Raw genomic sequence first — 20,748 nt, 5'->3', positions numbered from 1 at the left:
ACAGGGTTTTCTTAGCTCCAAATAAGGAGTGAAATATAAAGTCCGACGAGTGTAATAAACAATACTGGAATAGTAATCACAATACCTATTTTAAAATAAGATCCCCAGCTTATTTTTATACCCTTTTGAGCTAATACATGTAACCATAGTAACGTTGCAAGCGAACCGATTGGCGTTATTTTAGGCCCTAAATCAGATCCGATAACATTTGCATAGATTAACGCTTCTTTCATCACTCCTGTAAATGGAGTATGATCGATTGCAAGTGCATTAATCATAACAGTTGGTAAGTTATTCATTACAGACGACAATATCGCGGCAATAAAGCCCATCCCAATCGTACCTACGAAAAGCCCATAATGCGCAATATATGAAATAGCCTCTGCTAATAATTTAGTAATGCCAGCGTTTTGCAAACCGTATACGACGACATACATCCCAACCGAGAAAAACACAATATTCCACGGCGCCCCTTTTAAAATCTTCCTTGTAGAAACAGCATGACTCTTTCCACCAACTAGCAAAAAGATAAACGCTACAAGTAAAGCGATAAATGACACTGGAATGTCCAAAAAGCTACTTAAGAAATATCCAATCACAAGAATGATAAGTATTCCCCATGAAATCCGAAACATTTTTTTATCTTTAAGCGCAGAAGCCGGCTTACGAATTCCACTAATTTCATAAGTTCTAGGTAACGCTTTTCTAAAATAAATATAAAGAACAATAATACTCGCAACCAACGAAAAAAGCGTCGGAATCAACATCATTAATACGTACTTTGAAAAACTAATGCCGAAAAAGTCAGCCGAAACAATATTCACTAAATTACTTACAACAAGTGGTAAAGACGTCGTATCAGCAATAAATCCACTGGCAATGATAAAGGGAAACACCTTTTTTTCATCAAAATTAAGCGCACGCACCATCGCCAAAACAATTGGAGTTAAAATCAAAGCTGCCCCATCATTCGCAAAAAGAGCTGCCACTAGTGCTCCCAAAATAGAAATAAGTACAAACATGAGTAATCCGTTCCCTCTTGCTAACCTTGCCATATGTAACGCTGCCCATTCGAAAAAACCAATCTCATCTAAAATAAGTGAAATAATAATAATTGCAATAAAAGCGAGTGTTGCATTCCAAACGATGCCTGTTACAGTTACAACATCTGTTAAAGTGACAACGCCAAGTAATAATGCGAGTAATGCTCCAATACAAGCGGACCATCCAATCGACAAGTTTCTAGGTTGCCAAATAACAAATATAAGCGTTAAGGCAAAAACTAAAACAGCTAAAGTAATCTGCATACCTGCCCCTTTCCCTAGCAAATATTAATCCCTTTTGCTAGCACATTTATAAATATATGCCTCAATCACCAAAACATCAAACATTTGATTTTCAATTGCATAAAAAAAGCTCGCTCCCAAGTCGGAAACGAGCTTTTTAATATTAATAAATTTCAAGATATTGTTCACGTTCCCACGGATGAACCGCTGTACGGAACATATCACATTCAATTGTTTTCGCTTCAATGAAATGTTCGAAAATATGTTCACCTAATCCATCACGGATGATGTCATCTTTTTCAAGCTCGATTAAAGCATGACCTAAGCTTTCTGGTAAATCATAAATTCCTGTTGCTTCACGTTCCTCTTCGTTCATGCCGTAAATGTTACGGTCAACTGGAGCTGGAGGAGTTAGCTCATCTTTAATGCCGGACAAACCAGCTTTTAGAAGTACAGCCATTGCTAAATATGGATTAGCGGATGGATCCACACTACGTAATTCAAGACGAGTACTTAATCCGCGAGAACTAGGAACACGTACTAGTGGGCTACGGTTTTTACCTGACCATGCAATGTAACATGGTGCTTCGTATCCAGGAACTAAACGCTTGAACGAATTAATTGTCGGGTTAGTAACAGCTGTAAATCCACGAGCGTGTTTTAACATACCCGCTAAGAAATGATAAGCTGTTTTGCTTAATTCAAGTTCGCCTTCTTTATCAAAGAACGCATTACCTTCTTCTGTAAATAAGGACATATTGAAATGCATTCCTGAACCATTTACACCAAATAGTGGTTTCGGCATAAATGTAGCATGTAAACCGTGTTTGCGAGCAATTGTTTTAACTACTAACTTAAATGTTTGGATGCTATCACACGCAGTAATTGCATCTTCATATTTAAAGTCAATTTCATGTTGACCTGGAGCTACTTCATGGTGAGAAGCTTCAATTTCAAAGCCCATTTCTTCTAATTCAAGTACAATGTCACGACGACAGTTTTCGCCTAAATCAGTTGGTGCTAAATCGAAGTAACCACCGCTATCATTTAATTCAAGTGTTGGGCGACGATTTTCATCTAGTTTGAATAGGAAGAATTCTGGTTCTGGTCCTAAGTTGAATTCAGTGAAACCTAGCTCTTCCATTTCTTTAAGTACACGTTTTAAGTTGGCACGTGGATCTCCTGCAAATGGTGTCATATCAGGATTATAAATGTCGCAAATCATTCTTGCTACTTTCCCTTTTTCAGCTGTCCAAGGGAATACTACCCATGTGTCTAAGTCCGGGAATAAATACATGTCGGACTCTTCAATTCTTACAAAACCTTCTATGGAGGAACCATCAAACATAATCTTGTTATCTAGTGCTTTCTTTAGTTGGCTAACAGGAATTTCCACATTCTTTATTATCCCGAGAATATCCGTGAACTGTAAACGAATAAATTTTACATTTTGTTCATCTGCAAAGCGGAAAATGTCTTCTTTTGTATATTTTGCCATAATCTAAATTCCTCCTAAATAATCTTTTTATATTAACTTCTAAATAAAGTAAATACCTCTTCTAATCTTTTTAAAACCTTGGTAATTGTTGTTTTCCTGTGGCATCTTGTTTTACAAAGCGGCCGGCTTGTTGCATTTCTTTTCTAAGTATTTTGCGTACATCATCATCTGTCAAAGGTTCTTTTGATTCTTTTTGCTGCATTTGATACATTTTCTTAATTCCCGCAATATTCAGACCATCATTCAAATAATCTTTTATCTCTAGCAAAACATCAATGTCTTGAAGTGAGTACAAACGGTGATTTCCTTGATTGCGTGCTGGATGGATTAATCCTTGGTCTTCATAGTAGCGAATTTGTCTAGCGGTGAGATCGGTTAGCTTCATCACAGGCCCAATTGGAAACAGCGGCATCGATCTCCGGATTTCCTTTTCACTCACGACAATTCCCCCTCAAAACATAATTATTTTTTGATGATAGTAGCATTATAATGTACGTCAGATGTTTTGTCAAATTTATGTAAGATTATCTAACATTACTCACAAACCCATATATATCAACATTTTCACAACAAAAAAACCACGATAGAAACTACCGTGGTAAAAAAATAAAAACTTTTTTTGAAAATGGATGTTACTTTTTTATAAAGAATTTTCTATTGCTCTAGTGACAGCAATTTTAATGTGTTCGTATGTTAAACCGCCTTGGACGTATAGTTGATAAGGTTCTCTAATCGGTCCGTCCGCTGTAAGTTCAAGGCTAGCTCCTTGAATAAATGTACCTGCTGCCATTATCACGTCATCTTCGTAGCCCGGCATATATGCGCCGATTGGCAAAACATGTGCATTAACTGGGGAGGCAGCTTGGATTGCTTGAGCAAAAGCAATCATTTTATCTTTGCTGTGGAAAGATACACTCTGGATTAAGTCAGTTCTTTTGGCATCCCAAAGCGGATCTGCTTCTACGCCGAATTCAGCTAACATAGCAGCAGTAAAACGAGCTCCCTTAATTGCTTGAGCAGTTACATGTGGTGCTAAGAAGAATCCTTGATACATTTCTAATAAGCTATAAAGCGATGCGCCCGCTTCTCTTCCTATCCCAGGAGTCGTCAACCGGTAGCCGCATAAATCGACTAAGGTATTTCTTCCAGCAATATAACCACCAGTTTTTGCCAAACCTCCACCCGGGTTTTTTATGAGCGATCCTGCAATAATATCTGCGCCTACTTCGGTCGGTTCTATTCGTTCCACAAATTCCCCGTAACAATTATCTACAAAAACAATGATATTGGGGTTGATGTTCTTTACAAAAGTAACCATTTCTTTTATTTTCTCTATTGTAAAAGAAGGTCGATCTGCATAGCCTCTAGAACGCTGAATACCAATCATTTTTGTGTTAGCGGATATTTTTTTAGATACTGCCGGATAATCTATTTCGCCAATTGTTAGTAGCGGTACTGCATCGTAGCCAATTTGAAAGTCTTTAAGCGAACCTTGACCTTCACTTCTAATACCCACGATTTCTTCTAACGTATCATATGGCTCACCAGTTATATATAATAACTCATCCCCTGGGCGCAAGATTCCGAATAGAACGGTAGAAATTGCATGCGTACCAGAAATAATTTGCGGTCTAACGAGAGCCGCTTCTGTTTTAAATACGCTTGCATACACGCGTTCTAACGTATCTCTCCCTTCGTCATCATAACCGTAACCAGTCGATGGATTAAAATGAAAATCACTTACTTTATTTTCCTGGAAAGCATCAAGCACTTTTGCTTGGTTAAATTCGGCAATTTCATCAGTTTCGTTTTGTAATGAAGCAATTTGTTGTTCGACTTTTTTTCTTATTGTTTGAATTTCAGTCATTAGTAGTTTCCTTTCTAGGTCGATAACCCTCGATTCGGTAACATGCTTTTTCTTCCATATATTCAAGCTTTGTTATCCATGCTTGTTGTTTCAGTTGCGCTAATTCCTTACCTTTTTCTTCTGATAAATCTTCTATAAAGAAAGTCCAGTTTTTCTCAATTAGTTCAATCATTCGTTGTTTTATTTCTTTAGGAGCATCTTGATCCAATGCTGAAATAAGTAGGTGCTCTGGTCGATCAGGTACGAATGTAGACGGCGCTTTGTCCATTTTATTATAGATAATTAATGTTGGAAGGTGGCTCATCTCAAGCTCTTCTAACAAGTTTATTACAGTCGTTTCATGCTGTAAGTAATCTGGGTCAGAGGCATCCACTACATGAATTAAAACATCAACATTTGCGGTTTCCTCCAACGTAGAACGAAATGCCGCGATCAAAGTTGTTGGCAAGTCTTGAATAAAACCTACTGTATCTGTTAAAAGTGCTTGAAACCCGCCTTCAAATCGAATTTTTCTTGTGGTTGGATCGAGTGTTGCAAATAATTTATCTTCTTCAAGTGTCGTTTCATTTGTTAAACGGTTGAAAATGGTTGATTTTCCCGCATTCGTATAACCGATTAAACCGAAACGAAATACGGATTGGGTGTTTCTTCTATCAATAATACGCTTGCGATGTCGCTCGACGTGTGTCAGTTGTGCTTTTATATCATGCATTTTTTCGCGGATATGACGTTTATCCATTTCTAGTTTCGACTCACCTGGACCTCTTGAACCAATTCCGCCCCCTAATTTCGAAAGCGAGGCACCTTGTCCACTAAGTCTAGGTAGTAAATATTTGTACTGAGCATAGGCGACTTGTAGTTTACCTTCTTTAGACTTAGCTCGCATCGCAAAAATATCTAAAATCAATTGTGTGCGGTCAATAATTCGTGCATCCACTATTTTAGAAATATTGCGCACTTGTGTAGCACTAAGTTCACTATTAAAAATAACCACATCCGCTTCATGCATTTCCACTAACTCTGAAAGTTCCATCAGCTTACCTGAACCTATGAAGGACGTCTGACTCACGCGTTCTAATTTTTGAATCAACTCATCCATAACTTCCCCGTTCGCCGTTTTAGCAAGGCTATGGAGTTCGCTCATGGAGTTCCAAAAAGCTTCTTCTGTTTTATTTGGCAATATGACGCCTACAAGTATTATTTTCTCCCGTTCCACAAGTACATCTCCCTTTTTCAGACAAAACTAATCGTAGCATATTTTTGGTATAAAAAAAAGGCATGAAACATCGCCAAAACGAGTTTCTTGCCTTTTAAAGGAATTGCTTATTCCGCATCAGGATTCAAAGCGACATTCTTTTGCGGGGAGAAAGTTGAAATTGCGTGTTTAAATACAAGTTGTTGTTTTCCTTCGACATCTAGTAGTACGGTAAAATTGTCAAAACTTACAACGCGTCCTCTTAACTGAAAGCCATTTGTTAAAAATACTGTTGCAAGAATTTTTTCCTTACGCAATTGATTTAAGTAATAGTCCTGTAACCCTTGTCCACCTTGTTTCATAATTTCCCTCTCCAATCTCTATCTTATACTAAAAAATTCCCAAACCCCAATGTAGTTTCATTGTGCAATTGGTTGGCTAATTTCAAATACCCTTTATTTCTTACTACCAAACAGAAAAGTGTTATTTAGATGCTAAAAAGGTCTTCACTTTTTCCATTGCTTCAGTGTCAGTTGTGCTAACACCCGCTTGAATCCAGTCAATATCCATTCTATTTCTAAACCACGTTAACTGTCTTTTCGCGAAATGACGCGAGTTTTTTTGAATTAATTCTTTTGCTTCTTCAAGCGAACTATTTCCATCAAAATAAGTAAATAATTCTTTATAACCGATGCCTCGTATGGCTGGAACATCGACTAAATGTTTATCATATAGCTTCGATGCTTCTGAAACTAGTCCTTCTTCAAACATTAGCTCTACGCGCCTATTGATTCGTTCATAAAGCAACTCTCTGTCTAAATCAAGTCCTAGAAAAAGAGGTTGATATGCTTCGTTTAACGTATGATGAACTTGATATTCAGAAAAAGGTTTTCCAGTCAAATGTATCACTTCTAGAGCCCTTATGACACGCCTTTTATTATTTTCATGAATAAGTTCTGCGCTTTTTGGATCAAGTTGATCTAGCATTTGCCATAAAGTCGTTTTGTCCAATTGATCTAGTTCTCTTCGGTAAGCCTTATCTTCACTTGCATTTCCAAAACCATAATCATAAAAAACAGACTGAATATATAGTCCTGTTCCACCAACTATTATTGGAAGTTTTCCTCTATTATGTATGGATTCAATTAAGCCCCTTGTTTCTGCTTGGAATTTTGCTGCTGTAAAAGGAACAGCTGGATCAGTTACATCAATTAGATAATGTTTTATCCCATCCATTTCTTCTGGTGTGATTTTTGCGGTACCAATATCTAATCCGCGATATACTTGCATAGAGTCGCCGCTAATGATTTCTCCATCAAAATTCTTCGCTAAGGTAATACTAAGACTTGTTTTACCGACAGCAGTTGGGCCAACGATGACGATAACAGGAATCTTACTCAAAAAAAAACCTCCTTTTCGCCTGTAATCAATGTACCATGAAAATGGTTTCTTGAAAATAGCGAAAATGATTTTTTTCATAAAAAAAGCGCAAATCTGGAAGAAATGCGCTCTTTTTATGATTCTTTTATCTATCATGCCAATCTGCTGGTTCTCTGGCATCATTAATTTGGATATTTAATTCTTCTATATAAGTTTGTTTTACATCGTCGCTCCAGTGGAATTGTTTGGCCATTTCATCTACAACAGCGTCTTTCCATTCAAGTAAATATGGCATATCAAACAGCAAGTAACCTGTACGGCGTAATAAGAAATCAATCGGTGTTGTTACGGCTTCATGTTGAATCGAATAGCGAAGTTCTGCATAAAGACTATTTGGTAGAGTAGTTTCATTTTGGTCTTTGTGTTCTTGCGCGTAGGTAAACAATTGATCAATATTACTACCAAATCGTTTAGCAATTTCGCGACCTTCTTCTAGTGTCCAACCGAAACGATTATTTCCTTCTTTCGCTTTTTTCGAAAGGAATGCTTCTAATTGTTCTGAACCGCCAATGTCTCCACCTGAGATAGGTAAATGTTTTGTTTGAACTGGTTTATATTTTTTACCAGTTTCTTTGGACAATGTTTTGGATACATCGTCTAGTAATTTTTCAGCCATTTTGCGGTAGCCTGTTAATTTACCACCAGCCATTGTGATTAAGCCACTTTCAGAGAACCAAACTTCATCTTTTCGAGAAATTTCAGAAGGATCTTTTCCTTCTTCGTAAATAAGCGGACGTACGCCAGCCCAGCTTGATTCAATGTCTTTTTCGCTAATATGCACATCTGGGAACATATAGTTGATCGCTTTAATAACATAATTATGGTCAGATTCGAGTGCTTTTGGATTAATTACTGCTTCATCATAAACTGTATCCGTTGTACCAACATACACTTTTTTATCACGAGGGATAGCAAAAACCATTCGACCATCTGGTGTATCGAAATAAACCGCTTGTTCCATTGGGAATTTTTGTTTATCGATAACTAAATGAATACCTTTTGTTAAGCGAAGGTGTTTATTATTTGTAGCATAGTCGAGTTTTCTGACTTTATCTACCCATGGTCCAGCTGCATTAATTACGCGACGCCCTTTAATATCGTAAGCTTTGCCAGTTAGACGGTCTGTTACAGTCACGCCAACCACTTGTTTTTTATCATCATATAAGAAGTGTTCTGCTTTTGTATAATTAATTGCGTTTGCGCCAAGTTCAACGGCTTTTTTCATTACTTCAATCGTTAATCTGGCATCATCGGTCCGGTATTCTACATAGTAACCAGAGCCTTTTAAGCCATCTTTTTTAACAAATGGGTTTTTTGCTAAGGTTTCTTTGGCGCTTAAGATCTTGCGGCGTTCATTTTTCTTTACGCCTGCTAAATAGTCATATAAACGAATACCAAAGGAAGCTGTTGTTTTACCCATATTTCCGCCTTTATGGAATGGCAACATCATCCATTCTGGAGTCGTAACGTGTGGACCATTTTCATAAACGATAGCGCGTTCTTTCCCAAGGTCTGCTACTTCTTTAATTTCAAATTGTTGTAGGTAACGTAAGCCACCGTGGACTAATTTCGTGGAGCGACTTGAAGTTCCGCTTGCGAAGTCACCCATTTCTACTAGCGCCACACTCATACCTCTGGAAGTTGCATCTAATGCGATTCCTGCTCCAGTAATACCGCCGCCAACAATGACTAAATCAAATTTTTCTTCTTGTAAATTTCTTTCAATGGTTTCTCTATCAAAAGCTGAGAATAATTGTACCATTTTGTTTGCCCCCTTCAAATTGTTTACGTCTGATTTATGCCTTCTTGCTACTTTTCCACTATTCCAATGAACTGAAACGCTTTAAGTTATAAAAAAACAAAAAAAGAGACTGCAAATGAAGGCGATTGCGCTCGCCTTTTGCAGTCTCTCCGAATCTCAGACAATTTAATTATTAACTTACTTCGATTATAGCTTGTAATCTTTTAGAATGAAAGCGTTTTGCTCAGCGACTTGTTTTACTCTCTTTAATTGCTACAGCTCTTTCTGGAAAATCAGTCATAATTCCTTTTGCATGAATATCTATAAAATGAGTTATGTCCGCTTCTTTATTCACTGTCCAAAAACGCGCTGGAATTTGTTGGAGGATTGGGTTGTTTTCCGCTTTTATTGGCGGATGAACCGCGTCTAACTGAATTTTTTCATGTAGGGGAAGCACCTTGTCTAAATTGCCATGTGTGATAAGCGCTAACCTTGCTCCACTATCTAGTTCTCTAAGGCGAATCAGGGTATCAGGATTAAAAGAAGAATACATCCGCTCAACATTCGGAAACTGACTCGCTAATTCTAAAACTTTTCTCTCAATTCCTTCATATTCAAAGACGTCTGTTTTTAATTCAATATTGAGGCTTACTCCCGTGTGATTCACTAATTTAAATACTTCTTCTAAAGTAGGCACGCGAACTTTTCTAAAAAAGTGTTTGGCGGTATATAATTTTTTCACCTCAAGCAATGTAAAATCTTTTAAAAATCCAGTCCCATTAGTAGTTCTATCCACACGTTCGTCATGCATTACGATTAATTCTCCAGATTTTAGTACATGTATGTCTAATTCTATTCCATCAGCACCTGTTTCTATAGCTTTTTTCATAGCCGGCAATGTGTTTTCAGGATGTGTGCCACTACTTCCTCTATGAGCATAAATCTCTGTCAAATCGCTTCCCCCCAAACTATTTACTTATAATTACTATAACAAAAATAAGTAAATATACTCAAATTTTTAAAATCCATGTATAATTTCAGCTTTTTAAATTACTTCTTGATTTATCTATGGTATTATAGTATGGAGCTAAAAACAGATGGCTTTACTATCTCTGTCTAAGTTTACACACACATATTTATCACAAATAGGAGATGTTAATTTGAAAAGGACTACTCGCTACAGTAGAAAATATGTTCCGAGTATTGATGGACTTCGAGCACTCGCTGTTATCGCTGTAATTGCCTACCATCTGAACTTCAGTTGGGCTAAAGGTGGATTCATCGGCGTCGACATATTTTTCGTCTTATCTGGTTATTTAATTACGAATATTTTGTTAACACAATGGGAAAAAAATCAATCACTGCAGTTAAAGCAATTTTGGCTCAGACGTTTTCGACGACTGATTCCAGCTGTCTACGTGATGATTGTAGTAGTTGTGATTTATTCCGTGTTTTTCCATCCTGAAATTTTAAAAAACTTACGTGGTGACGCTATTGCTTCATTCTTTTATGTAAGTAATTGGTGGTTTATTTTCCATAATGTATCTTATTTCGATTCATTTGGACTTCCATCACCGTTAAAAAACTTATGGTCTCTTGCAATAGAAGAACAATTTTATATGGTTTGGCCTTTGTTTTTACTTGTATTCCTCAAGTGGGTTAAAAATCCTAAATTACTTTTAAAAATCGTTGTAGGATTAGGTCTTCTTTCTGCGATTTTAATGACTGTGTTATATGTCCCGGGAACTGATCCGAGTCGAGTTTATTATGGAACAGATACAAGAGCATTTGATTTACTAGCTGGTTGTGCACTCGCTTTTGTTTGGCCTTTCAACCGACTTAGCCCAGTTGTACCGAAGAAAAGTAAAGCTGCTCTTAATATTGCTGGAACAATTAGTATTCTTTTCTTCCTGTTATTTACAGCGTTTGTTAGTGAATACCAACCATTTTTATACCGCGGTGGTTTGCTGTTAGTTGCTATTCTTGGCGTTATCATGATTGCAACTATCTCCCACCCAGCCTCTTATTTAAGCAGAATTTTTAGTTTTAAACCGCTTAGATGGATTGGGACACGTTCCTATGGTATTTATTTATGGCACTATCCAATTATTACTTTGACTACACCTGTTTTAGAAATCACGCAGCCCAATATTTGGCGCGCTATCTTGCAAGTTGCCGCAACATTTATTATCGCTGAATTATCGTTTCGTTTCATTGAAACACCTATTCGCAAAAACGGCTTCATTAATTATTTCAAAGGATTCAAAGATAAAAATTATTTTGTCTTGAAAAATAAACCGGTTGGCAAATGGCTTAGTATCGCTGGCCTTGTAGCTGTTTTAGCAGTGTTTGCGCTTGGGATGACAAATGTTCTTTCTGTAAATACTAATGCTGAAAAACAACAAACATCCGTTAAAACCACAACATCCACAAAAGATACTGAGAAAGAAACCAAAAAAGAAGCAGAAGAGAAAGAGAAAGAAAAAGAAAAAACAACAACGGATACAGAGAAAAAGAAAGAACCCGAAACAAATAAAGCTGCGGGACAAAATGATCCGACCCAACCAGATAATAAAGATAAAGCTGCAACCCCAACCCCTACGATTACTCAAACAGTAGCTATTGGTGATTCGGTAATGCTTGACATCGAGCCATACTTAAAAGAAGCAGTTCCTAATGTGACAATTGATGGTCTAGTTGGTCGACAATTGCGCGATGCTATAAATACTGCAACTGGTTATAAGAAGTTTAATAGCGAAAACAGCTCAGTAATATTAGAACTCGGCACAAACGGTCCTTTTACTGAAGATCAACTGAATACACTATTAGACCAATTCGATAAAGCAACAATTTATCTAGTCAACACACGAGTCCCTAGAGGATGGCAAAATGAAGTAAACAAGAGCATTGCTAACGCAGCCTCACGTCCAAACGTGACTGTCGTTGATTGGTATTCAAGGTCAAGTGGCCAGTCGCAATACTTCGCTCCTGATGGTGTTCATTTAACTAAATCTGGTGCTCAAGCCTATGTCGCGATGTTAACAAGTGTAATGAAAAAATAGTAAGCTGCCCTAATACGGGCAGCTTTTTTGTTTACTATATTTAAACCTTGTATATTGATAGCCAAAAAAACTACCCGCCACTATTTTGAGCGAGTAGTTTTTTGTTATTATTTTTTACGAGCAATTAGAACGCCTAATCCTAAAACTAAGAATCCTACTGCTACTCCAGTTACAGGTAAAGAATCACCTGTTTTTGGTAAACTTGCTTTGCTGGCTGTTACTAATGTTGAGTTACCAGAGTTAGCTTTTTTACTAGCTTTCGGAGTAGAAGAACTTGAATCTTCTGATGTTGAATTAGCTGGATCAGTTGAGTCAATTGAACCCGTTGAGTCAATGGATGTTCCAGGATCTTCTGCTGGCGCTGGATCGTTTGATGGATCAGGGTCAGATGCAGGGTCTGGTGTTGGTGTTGGATCTGGTGACGGTGTTGGATCCGGTGTCGGCGTTGGATCTGGTGCTGGCGCCGGTGTTGGATCTACAACTTTAACAGTAACTTTAAATGGTGTTGCTTTTTGTTTCGCTGTTCCTGCATTTAGTGTAACTGTATATTCACCAGCTGTTGTTAAATCAACAACTGTATCAAAGTCTGTCGTAATCGCAGCACTATTGTTCGTTACAGCATTAATATCCGCTAAAAATTCAGCTTCTGTTTTTGCGTCATTCATATTGTAACTAACTTCTGTTTCTGCAGTAATCACTGTTTGTTCAACGATAGTAACGGTTACTTGCACTGGATCAGCCGTTAAACCAACTGAATTTGATGCATTTAAAGTAACTGTATAAGTTCCCGGTGTGGAGAAATCTACTTTATCTGCAAAGTCGCTTGTAATTGTTCCACCATTGGCACTTGCATTAATATCTTTTAAGAATTGTTCTGGTGTTACGGTTTGTCCTTGCGTATAAGATACATTATCATCTGCTTCAATACTTACAGAATGATCGACGTCATATAATCCACCAGAAAGATTTCCAGTTATATTATATGTTCCATTAGCTAAATTTGGTGGTGTTGCAATGTTAATTCCATCGAACATAGCGACTATATATAACATTTCCATACCATCATAATTTTCTTTGGAAAAATTCTTTAGTGTAACACCTTCTTGTGAAATAGTAGTTTTATCATCCGTAAATTCATAACCAGAATCTATTTCAATCATTAAATTAGCAGGATTTGTATCGTAGGGTAAAATGGTTCCATCGTAGTTATAAATCGTTTGTTTTTCCAAAATTTTAAATGGGATAAATAGTGTTTGTTCTGCTTCATTAAATGTTAGCTCACTACTTTTAAGACTCTTGCTTGCTTCATCTTCAAATCTTTGATAAGTACCATTAAAATTTTCTAATTTCGGAAAATCTGCAATCCCTCTGAAATCGTCAATTTGGCAGCCCATAACTACTAAATCGGTTAAATTGGGAAGGCTTTTTAATGAACTTATATTAGTTATTTGCTTATTATAACCTATATTAAGGGTTTTTAAATTGGGAAGCGCGTTAATTTTAGGAAGTAACGAATTGTCAAAATTTGATTCGTATAAATATAAATGTTCTAAATTAGTCATACTATTTAGATTAGGAATTTTATCAGAAGTAATATTAGAACCTGTGATAGTTAAATTATTAAGTTTAGGAAGTTTTGTTACTACGTCATAGGAAGCATTTACACCACGGAATGATATTCTAGTAATATTCTTTGCATACTCTAACCCAGTTAGGTCAGTAATACCTGAACTTAATGAAACATTATCTAGCCTACTCATTTCATCTTCTGTAATATCAGCAGTAGCTGGTTTCGACATATGAGAATTTAATTGTTTTTTTAGTTCTGGATCTGGAATATTTACTACATCTTGACTTGCTTGTAATCCTTGTTCTTCTGCGGCAAAACTAGGTAAAGAAACTTGAGATAGTGGTACCATAACCATGACACTACAAATCCCGACTTTCATAATTTTAGATTTAATCGACATACGCTGTTGTTCCTCTCTGTACTTAGATTAATTACAAATGTAATCGTCTAAAACGGCTGTCTGCTCGTCTTAACAATGTAAATTATAGTCCGGTATAGACCAAATACCAATGGACAAATTGTGAACATTCCACGATATATTAATCATATAATTAAAAAAGAACTATTCTAATCAAGAGGAATGGCTTAATAATGAGCTTTGGAAGAGTATTTTATTGAGTAGTAAACGAATCATAAAATATGGCGAAAATGTGACTTTTTGATGGAATACGCTTTCAAAAAAACAAGTATATGCCGCGAAAGGTCTCTACTAAGAAAAAAACTCCCTATTCACATAGAGAGATTTTTCCGTTTATTCACCAAAGACATTTTTCCATTCGCTTCGTTTCGCTAAGAATTCTTCTGCAAGCTCTTTGGCACCTTCTAAACTATGACTCGCTGCCCAACCGCATTGTACTTCATTGCATGCTGGAACCGAATCTGCGGCTAATACATCCGTTAAAGTAGTAGCTAAAATTTCTAAAGCATCATCATAATCATTATGGTTGATAAATGACATATAAAAACCAGTCTGGCAGCCCATGGGACTAATGTCGACTAATTTATCGGTGTGGTTTCTGGCAAGTTCAGCCATCAAGTGTTCTAGAGAGTGCAGTGCAGGCATTTCCATATGTTCTTTATTTGGTTGCTTAAAGCGAACATCATATTTATAAATCTCATCCCCATGCACACCAACTTTTGTTCCAGCAAGTCTAACAAAAGGCGCTTTTACTTTGGTGTGATCTAAATTAAAACTTTCTACGTTCATTTTTTCTGCCATCATTGTACCCTCCTTTTATTCTTAGTTATTATATCAAAAAAAAGAATCCTTGCATATTTTCTATGCGAGGATTCTTACTTTTATTCGTCTTTAGCGTCTGTTGTATCTTTTATTTCTGGTATATCTAGCCAGATAGAAGTTGGTTCACCTTCCATCGTTTCATCTAATACGAAAGAGCCATTAGAATAACGATCCGTTACACGAAGGTTTGCTACATCTATTTCTACAATTTGTTCTCTGTTAGTTTCAATAAACAAGTGGTCTTTACTATCAGCAAGCGTCAGACCGATGAAACGATGGGGATTACTTTTCAGTTCGCGAAGCATTAGTAAGCCGCGTTTTGCTCTTGAAATTGGTTCAAATTCACTTGCTTTCATTTGTTTCAAGGAGCCGCGTTGTGTGGCTAATAAGATATGTTTGTTATCATTCGGTGTAAGGACTACTCCGCCTATAACCACGTCACCTTGTTTCAGATTGATTGCTTTAACACCCGCAGTTCTAGCGCCTGATTCAGGAATTTCAGCGATTGGATAACGTAATCCGTAGCCATTTCTAGTAGCTAGAAAAATATCTTCAGTTCCATCAATTAAATATACATTCAAAAGTTCATCTTCTTTTAACTTAATGGCCATCATAGATTTAGAATAACGTTGCGGTTTGTAATTAGTAATAGCCGATTGCTTTGTCATACCATTTTTGGTGACAAATAAGAATCGTTTTTGTTCTGTAAAGGAATCGATAGCGATAACAGAGCGTATTTCTTCTCCAGCAGATAAATCACTAGCTAAGTGACTAACGTGATCGCCAAGGTTTTTCCAGCGAATATCAGGTAATTCGTGTACTGGTCGATAAATGAAATTCCCTTTATTTGTAAATAATAATAACGAATCAAGAGAATTCATTTTTTGAATGAAGATCGCGTGGTCTGCTTCCTTCATTGCTAACTCTGCACCATTTGAAGCCGCATAAGAACGCTGACTTGTGCGTTTAACATAGCCTTCTTTTGTTACAGAAACAATCACATCTTCATTAGCCACAAGTACTTCTGTGTCAATTTTGATTTCTGTAATTTCAGCTTGTACTTCTGTCCGACGAGCGGTTTTGTATTTTTTCTTAATATCAGCTAATTCCGATTTTAAGACTGCAACAAGTTCTGCTTCGTCGCCAAGGATTTTCTCTAAAATACTAATTTGTTCTGCAAGTTCTTTTGCTTCACTTTGAAGTTCGTGAATATCTGTATTAGTTAAACGATAAAGTTGCAAGGATACAATTGCTTCAGCTTGTTTTTCACTGAAATCGTATGTTGTTTGCAGGTTTAATTTCGCATCACGTTTATCTTTAGAACCACGAATTAATTTAATCACTTCATCTAAAATAGAAAGAGCTTTGATTAAGCCTTCTAAAATATGTTGGCGAGCGCGTGCTTTTCGAATATCATATTCTGAACGTTTAGTAATAATTTCTTTTTGGTGTTCGATATAAGCATCAAGCATTGGGATAATTCCCATTAATTCCGGACGCTTATTATGAATTGCAACCATATTAAAATTATAACTTACTTGTAAATCTGTATTTTTAAAGAGGTAATTCAGTACGCCTTCCGCATTTGCATCTTTTTTAAGCTCTACGGCAATGCGCAGTCCGGTGCGGTCAGTTTCATCGCGCACTTCAGAAATTCCTTCGATTTTTTTCTCAATACGAAGTTCGTCCATTCGCTTAACTAAATTGGCTTTATTTACTTCATATGGAATTTCATGAATGGTAATTTGCTTCCTACCGCCACGAATATCTTCAATCTCTGTTTTAGAACGAACAACTACGCGGCCTTTTCCTGTTTCATAAGCTTTACGAATTCCGTCAATCCCTTGAATAATTCCACCAGTTGGGAAATCGGGTCCTTTGACAATTTTCATAATATCTTCTGTTGTCGAAAATGGCTTATCAAGACGTTTAATTACAGCTTCAATAATTTCAGTTAAATTGTGTGGCGGGATGTCTGTCGCATATCCGGCCGAAATACCAGTTGAGCCATTTACCAAAAGGTTAGGAAAACGCGCTGGTAAAACAGTTGGCTCACTAGAAGTATCATCAAAGTTTGGGATAAAATCGACTGTTTCTTTTTCAATATCACGTAATAGTTCAGCTGATATTGGAGAAAGACGTGCTTCGGTATAACGCATTGCAGCTGGTGGATCACCGTCAACACTACCGTTATTTCCGTGCATTTCGATAAGCATATTGCGTACTTTCCAGTCTTGACTCATCCGTACCATCGCTTCATAAACGGAAGAATCACCATGCGGATGGTAATTACCGATAACGTTTCCGACTGTTTTAGCAGATTTACGGAAACCTTTTTCAGCAGTATTTCCTTCGACATTCATTGCAAATAAAATCCGGCGTTGTACGGGTTTTAGACCGTCTCGCACGTCTGGAAGCGCACGTTCTTGAATAATATATTTACTATATCTACCAAAACGGTCGCCCATAACTTCTTCAAGTGCTAAGTCTTGGATATGTTGTTCTGGATTACTCAAATGTCTTTCGCCTCCTCAACCATCATGTTTTCATTTTCTAAAATGTTTTGGCTATCTTCCATAGAAAACTCGACATGCTTTTCAATCCACTGACGTCTTGGTTCTACTTTGTCGCCCATCAGTGTTGCTACGCGTCGTTCTGCGCGTGCGGAATCATCCACGCGCACACGAATTAACGTACGTGTATCTGGGTTCATTGTTGTTTCCCAAAGTTGGTCTGCATTCATTTCCCCAAGACCTTTGTAACGTTGAATCATATAGCCTTTACCGATTTTTTGAATAGCTGCATCTAATTCTTCGTCTGTCCAGGCATATTCAATCACTTCTTTTTTACCAGAACCACGGCTTACTTTGTAAAGTGGTGGTAAGGCAATAAAGACTTTTCCTGCTTCCACAAGAGGTCGCATATAACGATAGAAAAATGTTAATAATAGTACTTGAATGTGGGCACCATCCGTATCAGCATCGGTCATGATAACTACTTTGTCATAGTTACAGTCCTCTACATCAAACTCAGTACCAACTCCGGCACCAACTGTATGAATAATGGTACTAATTTCTTCGTTTTTTAGAATATCTTGTAATTTTGCTTTTTCAGTATTAATTACTTTTCCTCGAAGTGGCAAAATTGCTTGGAAACGGCGGTCACGACCTTGTTTGGCAGATCCACCGGCCGAGTCTCCTTCGACAAGATACAGTTCATTTTTGTTAGGATTTCTTGATTGTGCTGGTGTCAATTTTCCAGAAAGAAGTGTTTCTGAACGTTTCTTTTTCTTGCCATTACGTGTTTCTTCACGGGCTTTTCTGGCTGCTTCTCTTGCTTCTCTTGCTTTAACTGCCTTTTTAACTAGAAGAGAGCTTGTTTCTGGGTTTTCAGCAAGGAAGTAAGCTAAATGTTCCGCCACAACTGCATCAACTGCTTGACGCGCTTCCTGTGTCCCTAGCTTCTCTTTTGTTTGACCTTCAAATTGAAGAATTTTTTCTGGTACGCGAATAGAAAGTACAGCGGATAAGCCTTCGCGAATATCGCTACCTTCAAGATTTTTATCTTTTTCTTTGAGTAAGTTTACCCGACGAGCGTAGTCATTGAAAATACGTGTCATCGCAGCTTTCATTCCAGACTCATGCGAACCTGCTCCACGAGTTCGAACGTTATTAACAAAACTCAAGATATTTTCAGAGTAGCCATCATTGAATTGGAACGCCATTTCTACTTCAATGGTCGCATTTTCTCCTTCAAAACTGACTACTGGGTGAAGTACATCTTTTCCTTCATTAATATATTCAACAAAGTTCTTCACACCTTCTTCAAAGTGGAAAGACTCTGCCATACCAACACGTTCGTCGACTAATTGAATTAGCATGCCTTTAAGAAGAAATGCTGATTCTCTTAAACGTTCGGATAATGTTTCATAATTAAAGGAAGTTGTTGGGAAAATGGCTGGATCTGGTTTAAAGCGAATCGTAGTACCAGTGGCTTTAGATTTGCCAATTTTTTTAAGTGTTCCATCTGGTTTCCCGCCATCTTTAAATTTTTGCTGGTATGTTGCGCCGTCACGATTGATTGTAACAACTAGCCATTCAGAAAGTGCATTTACAACAGAAGACCCTACGCCGTGAAGTCCTCCACTTGTTTTATAGCCACCTTCTTGGCCAAACTTACCGCCAGCATGAAGAACGGTCAAAATAACTTCTACCGTAGATTTACCAGTTTTATGCATTCCAACTGGCATTCCGCGGCCTTCATCGCTAACACTAACGCTACCATCATCATGAAGCGTCACAACTATCTTTTTACCAAATCCTGCAAGGGTCTCATCGACCGAGTTATCTACTATCTCATATACTAAATGGTGCAGCCCGCGTACATCAGTTGAGCCAATATACATCGCTGGGCGTTTCCGGACCGCTTCCAGTCCTTCAAGCACCTGAATAGAATCATCATTATACTCATTCCGATTCATATTTCAAAACTCCCTTCATTCCATCAATCTGCAACTTTACGTTGTTCTTCGCTTAAAACCACCTTATCAGAATAGCATTAACCAGCTAATTAATAAAGTGATAGTTTGGTGACAAATTCTTTTTCATAAAAAAACAGGCTCTGCTATAAGAACCTGCTTCTTTCAAAAATGGTTGTTAGTAATCCATTTCTTGATAAGCAACCTTAATGCAATAATCCATGACAGTAGAATATCCTTTTTCTGTCAAAAAATCAAATGCTTCCTGATTAACAATGCCAAGTTGTGCCCAAAACACGTCTGCGTCTATTTGGTCGAATTCCCGCGCTATGTCTGGTAAAAATTCCGAGCGACGGAAAACATTCACAATATCAACGTGTTCTTTAATGTCAGTTAATCTCTTTACAGCTTTTTCTCCAAGAATTTCATTTGCATTAGGATTTACTGGAATAATTTTATACCCAGCTTGTTGCATGATTTGGCTTACTCGGTAACTTGTGCGGTCTGGTTTATCACTCAAACCAACGACTGCGATTACTTTTGCTTCTCTTAAAATATGCGCTATTTCCTCTTTTGTTGGATTTTGCATTAGTCTAATCGCCCCCTACTATTCTTTCTAATCATAAGCTATTTTTGCGGTTTTTTCAACTTTTCATCGTGTTTTATCGGAACAATTTAGCCAAAAATCTTTTTTTTATGCTATAATTCTTTATGGAAAACATCATTTCTTCTTGAGGGGTTTAAAAATGACTATTAATTTAATTCTGCTTTCTTTGTTAGCTTATGTAATCGGTTCAATACCTTCTGGCTTATGGATCGGTAAAATTTTTTACAAAAAAGATATTCGTGATTTTGGTAGCGGAAATTTAGGAGCTACAAACTCCTTCCGTGTTTTAGGGGTAAAAGCGGGCAGTATTGTTACAGTGATGGATATTTTAAAAGGTACTGTCGCAACATTACTTCCATTCTTTTTCCAACTAAATGTTAATCATCATTTCTGGTTACTTACGGGAGCATTTGCGATTATCGGACATAGTTTCCCGCTTTTCGCAGGATTCAGAGGTGGGAAAGCAGTTGCTACTTCTGCTGGTGTTATCCTTGCTTATGCACCACTTTTGTTTGTAGCAGCACTAGTCGTTTTCTTATTAACATTAAAAATCAGCAAATATGTGTCGCTTAGTTCAATGATTGGAGCACTTGCAGCATTAATTATTTCTTTTTTCATGGGAGACTGGATTTTAATTATCCTCGTTGCTTGCATCGCTCTCTTTGTTATTTGGCGCCACCGAGCAAATATTACGCGCATTCGAAACGGCGAAGAACCAAAAATAAAATGGATGTAATAAAAACCCAGCAGAGCTATTTAGCTCTG

General features: G+C 37.2%; 16 protein-coding genes. 2 read left to right on the top strand and 14 right to left on the bottom strand.

Annotated elements, in window-relative coordinates:
• Positions 1–11: 11 nt before the first annotated feature.
• From PQQ29_RS06705 to PQQ29_RS06665, 9 genes are all read right to left on the bottom strand, one after another.
• Positions 12–1,307 (bottom strand): arsenic transporter, encoded by a 1,296-nt coding sequence (locus tag PQQ29_RS06705; RefSeq protein ID WP_187984106.1) that lies wholly within the window; start codon positions 1,305–1,307, stop codon positions 12–14.
• A 142-nt stretch (positions 1,308–1,449) separates the two neighbouring features.
• Entirely contained in the window at positions 1,450–2,784 is a 1,335-nt protein-coding gene (gene glnA / locus PQQ29_RS06700; RefSeq protein ID WP_003762004.1) for a type I glutamate--ammonia ligase, read from the bottom strand.
• A gap of 70 nt (positions 2,785–2,854) precedes the next feature.
• Positions 2,855–3,223 (bottom strand): MerR family transcriptional regulator, encoded by a 369-nt coding sequence (locus tag PQQ29_RS06695; protein WP_003719570.1) that lies wholly within the window; start codon positions 3,221–3,223, stop codon positions 2,855–2,857.
• A 201-nt stretch (positions 3,224–3,424) separates the two neighbouring features.
• Entirely contained in the window at positions 3,425–4,651 is a 1,227-nt protein-coding gene (locus PQQ29_RS06690; protein ID WP_187984105.1) for a methionine gamma-lyase family protein, read from the bottom strand.
• A complete protein-coding gene (hflX, locus tag PQQ29_RS06685; RefSeq protein ID WP_187984104.1) occupies positions 4,644–5,867 on the bottom strand; it encodes a GTPase HflX in 1,224 nt (407 codons plus the stop codon). The genes PQQ29_RS06690 and hflX overlap by 8 nt, the downstream gene beginning before the upstream one ends.
• 107 nt (positions 5,868–5,974) lie before the next feature.
• A complete protein-coding gene (gene hfq, locus PQQ29_RS06680; RefSeq protein ID WP_003719566.1) occupies positions 5,975–6,208 on the bottom strand; it encodes an RNA chaperone Hfq in 234 nt (77 codons plus the stop codon).
• 121 nt (positions 6,209–6,329) lie between these two features.
• On the bottom strand, positions 6,330–7,247 hold the full coding sequence (miaA, locus tag PQQ29_RS06675; protein ID WP_153648157.1) for a tRNA (adenosine(37)-N6)-dimethylallyltransferase MiaA: 918 nt from the start codon (positions 7,245–7,247) through the stop codon (positions 6,330–6,332).
• Between the two features lie 124 nt (positions 7,248–7,371).
• Complete coding sequence (locus PQQ29_RS06670) at positions 7,372–9,048, bottom strand: glycerol-3-phosphate dehydrogenase/oxidase (RefSeq protein ID WP_003771631.1); 1,677 nt, start codon at positions 9,046–9,048, stop codon at positions 7,372–7,374.
• A 223-nt stretch (positions 9,049–9,271) separates the two neighbouring features.
• Complete coding sequence (locus PQQ29_RS06665) at positions 9,272–9,979, bottom strand: glycerophosphodiester phosphodiesterase (protein ID WP_033533078.1); 708 nt, start codon at positions 9,977–9,979, stop codon at positions 9,272–9,274.
• A 208-nt stretch (positions 9,980–10,187) separates the two neighbouring features.
• On the opposite strand from PQQ29_RS06665, the gene PQQ29_RS06660 reads away from it, so the two are divergent.
• Complete coding sequence (locus PQQ29_RS06660) at positions 10,188–12,089, top strand: acyltransferase family protein (protein ID WP_010990928.1); 1,902 nt, start codon at positions 10,188–10,190, stop codon at positions 12,087–12,089.
• 107 nt (positions 12,090–12,196) lie between these two features.
• Here the strand turns inward: PQQ29_RS06660 and PQQ29_RS06655 are convergent, their stop codons facing one another.
• From PQQ29_RS06655 to PQQ29_RS06635, 5 genes are all read right to left on the bottom strand, one after another.
• On the bottom strand, positions 12,197–14,059 hold the full coding sequence (locus tag PQQ29_RS06655; RefSeq protein ID WP_187984103.1) for a LapB repeat-containing protein: 1,863 nt from the start codon (positions 14,057–14,059) through the stop codon (positions 12,197–12,199).
• A gap of 351 nt (positions 14,060–14,410) precedes the next feature.
• Positions 14,411–14,878, bottom strand: a complete 468-nt coding sequence (locus tag PQQ29_RS06650; RefSeq protein WP_010990926.1) for an S-ribosylhomocysteine lyase — start codon at positions 14,876–14,878, stop codon at positions 14,411–14,413.
• Between the two features lie 80 nt (positions 14,879–14,958).
• On the bottom strand, positions 14,959–17,415 hold the full coding sequence (gene parC, locus PQQ29_RS06645; RefSeq protein ID WP_160463895.1) for a DNA topoisomerase IV subunit A: 2,457 nt from the start codon (positions 17,413–17,415) through the stop codon (positions 14,959–14,961).
• Entirely contained in the window at positions 17,412–19,379 is a 1,968-nt protein-coding gene (gene parE, locus PQQ29_RS06640) for a DNA topoisomerase IV subunit B (RefSeq protein ID WP_045553001.1), read from the bottom strand. The genes parC and parE overlap by 4 nt, the downstream gene beginning before the upstream one ends.
• Before the next feature lie 175 nt (positions 19,380–19,554).
• Entirely contained in the window at positions 19,555–19,965 is a 411-nt protein-coding gene (locus tag PQQ29_RS06635; RefSeq protein WP_003761982.1) for a CoA-binding protein, read from the bottom strand.
• A 157-nt stretch (positions 19,966–20,122) separates the two neighbouring features.
• Between PQQ29_RS06635 and plsY the strand changes: the two genes are divergently transcribed.
• The gene (plsY, locus tag PQQ29_RS06630) at positions 20,123–20,719 is read left to right on the top strand and encodes a glycerol-3-phosphate 1-O-acyltransferase PlsY (protein ID WP_003761980.1); all 597 of its coding nucleotides are present in this window, start codon (positions 20,123–20,125) and stop codon (positions 20,717–20,719) included.
• The last annotated feature ends 29 nt before the right edge of the window (positions 20,720–20,748 follow it).

Source organism: Listeria innocua (assembly GCF_028596125.1).
Classification (GTDB): Bacteria; Bacillota; Bacilli; order Lactobacillales; family Listeriaceae; genus Listeria; species Listeria innocua.
Note: the sequence above shows the minus strand (reverse complement) of the source record. Positions and strands in the feature narration are given on the sequence as shown.

Coding starts and splice junctions, on each gene's coding strand:
- PQQ29_RS06705 (WP_187984106.1), bottom strand. CDS start 1,307: ATGCAGATTACTTTAGCTGTTTTAGTTTTTGCCTTAACGCTTATATTT.
- glnA (WP_003762004.1), bottom strand. CDS start 2,784: ATGGCAAAATATACAAAAGAAGACATTTTCCGCTTTGCAGATGAACAA.
- PQQ29_RS06690 (WP_187984105.1), bottom strand. CDS start 4,651: ATGACTGAAATTCAAACAATAAGAAAAAAAGTCGAACAACAAATTGCT.
- hfq (WP_003719566.1), bottom strand. CDS start 6,208: ATGAAACAAGGTGGACAAGGGTTACAGGACTATTACTTAAATCAATTG.
- PQQ29_RS06670 (WP_003771631.1), bottom strand. CDS start 9,048: ATGGTACAATTATTCTCAGCTTTTGATAGAGAAACCATTGAAAGAAAT.
- PQQ29_RS06655 (WP_187984103.1), bottom strand. CDS start 14,059: ATGTCGATTAAATCTAAAATTATGAAAGTCGGGATTTGTAGTGTCATG.
- PQQ29_RS06650 (WP_010990926.1), bottom strand. CDS start 14,878: ATGGCAGAAAAAATGAACGTAGAAAGTTTTAATTTAGATCACACCAAA.
- parE (WP_045553001.1), bottom strand. CDS start 19,379: ATGAATCGGAATGAGTATAATGATGATTCTATTCAGGTGCTTGAAGGA.
- PQQ29_RS06635 (WP_003761982.1), bottom strand. CDS start 19,965: ATGCAAAATCCAACAAAAGAGGAAATAGCGCATATTTTAAGAGAAGCA.
- plsY (WP_003761980.1), top strand. CDS start 20,123: ATGACTATTAATTTAATTCTGCTTTCTTTGTTAGCTTATGTAATCGGT.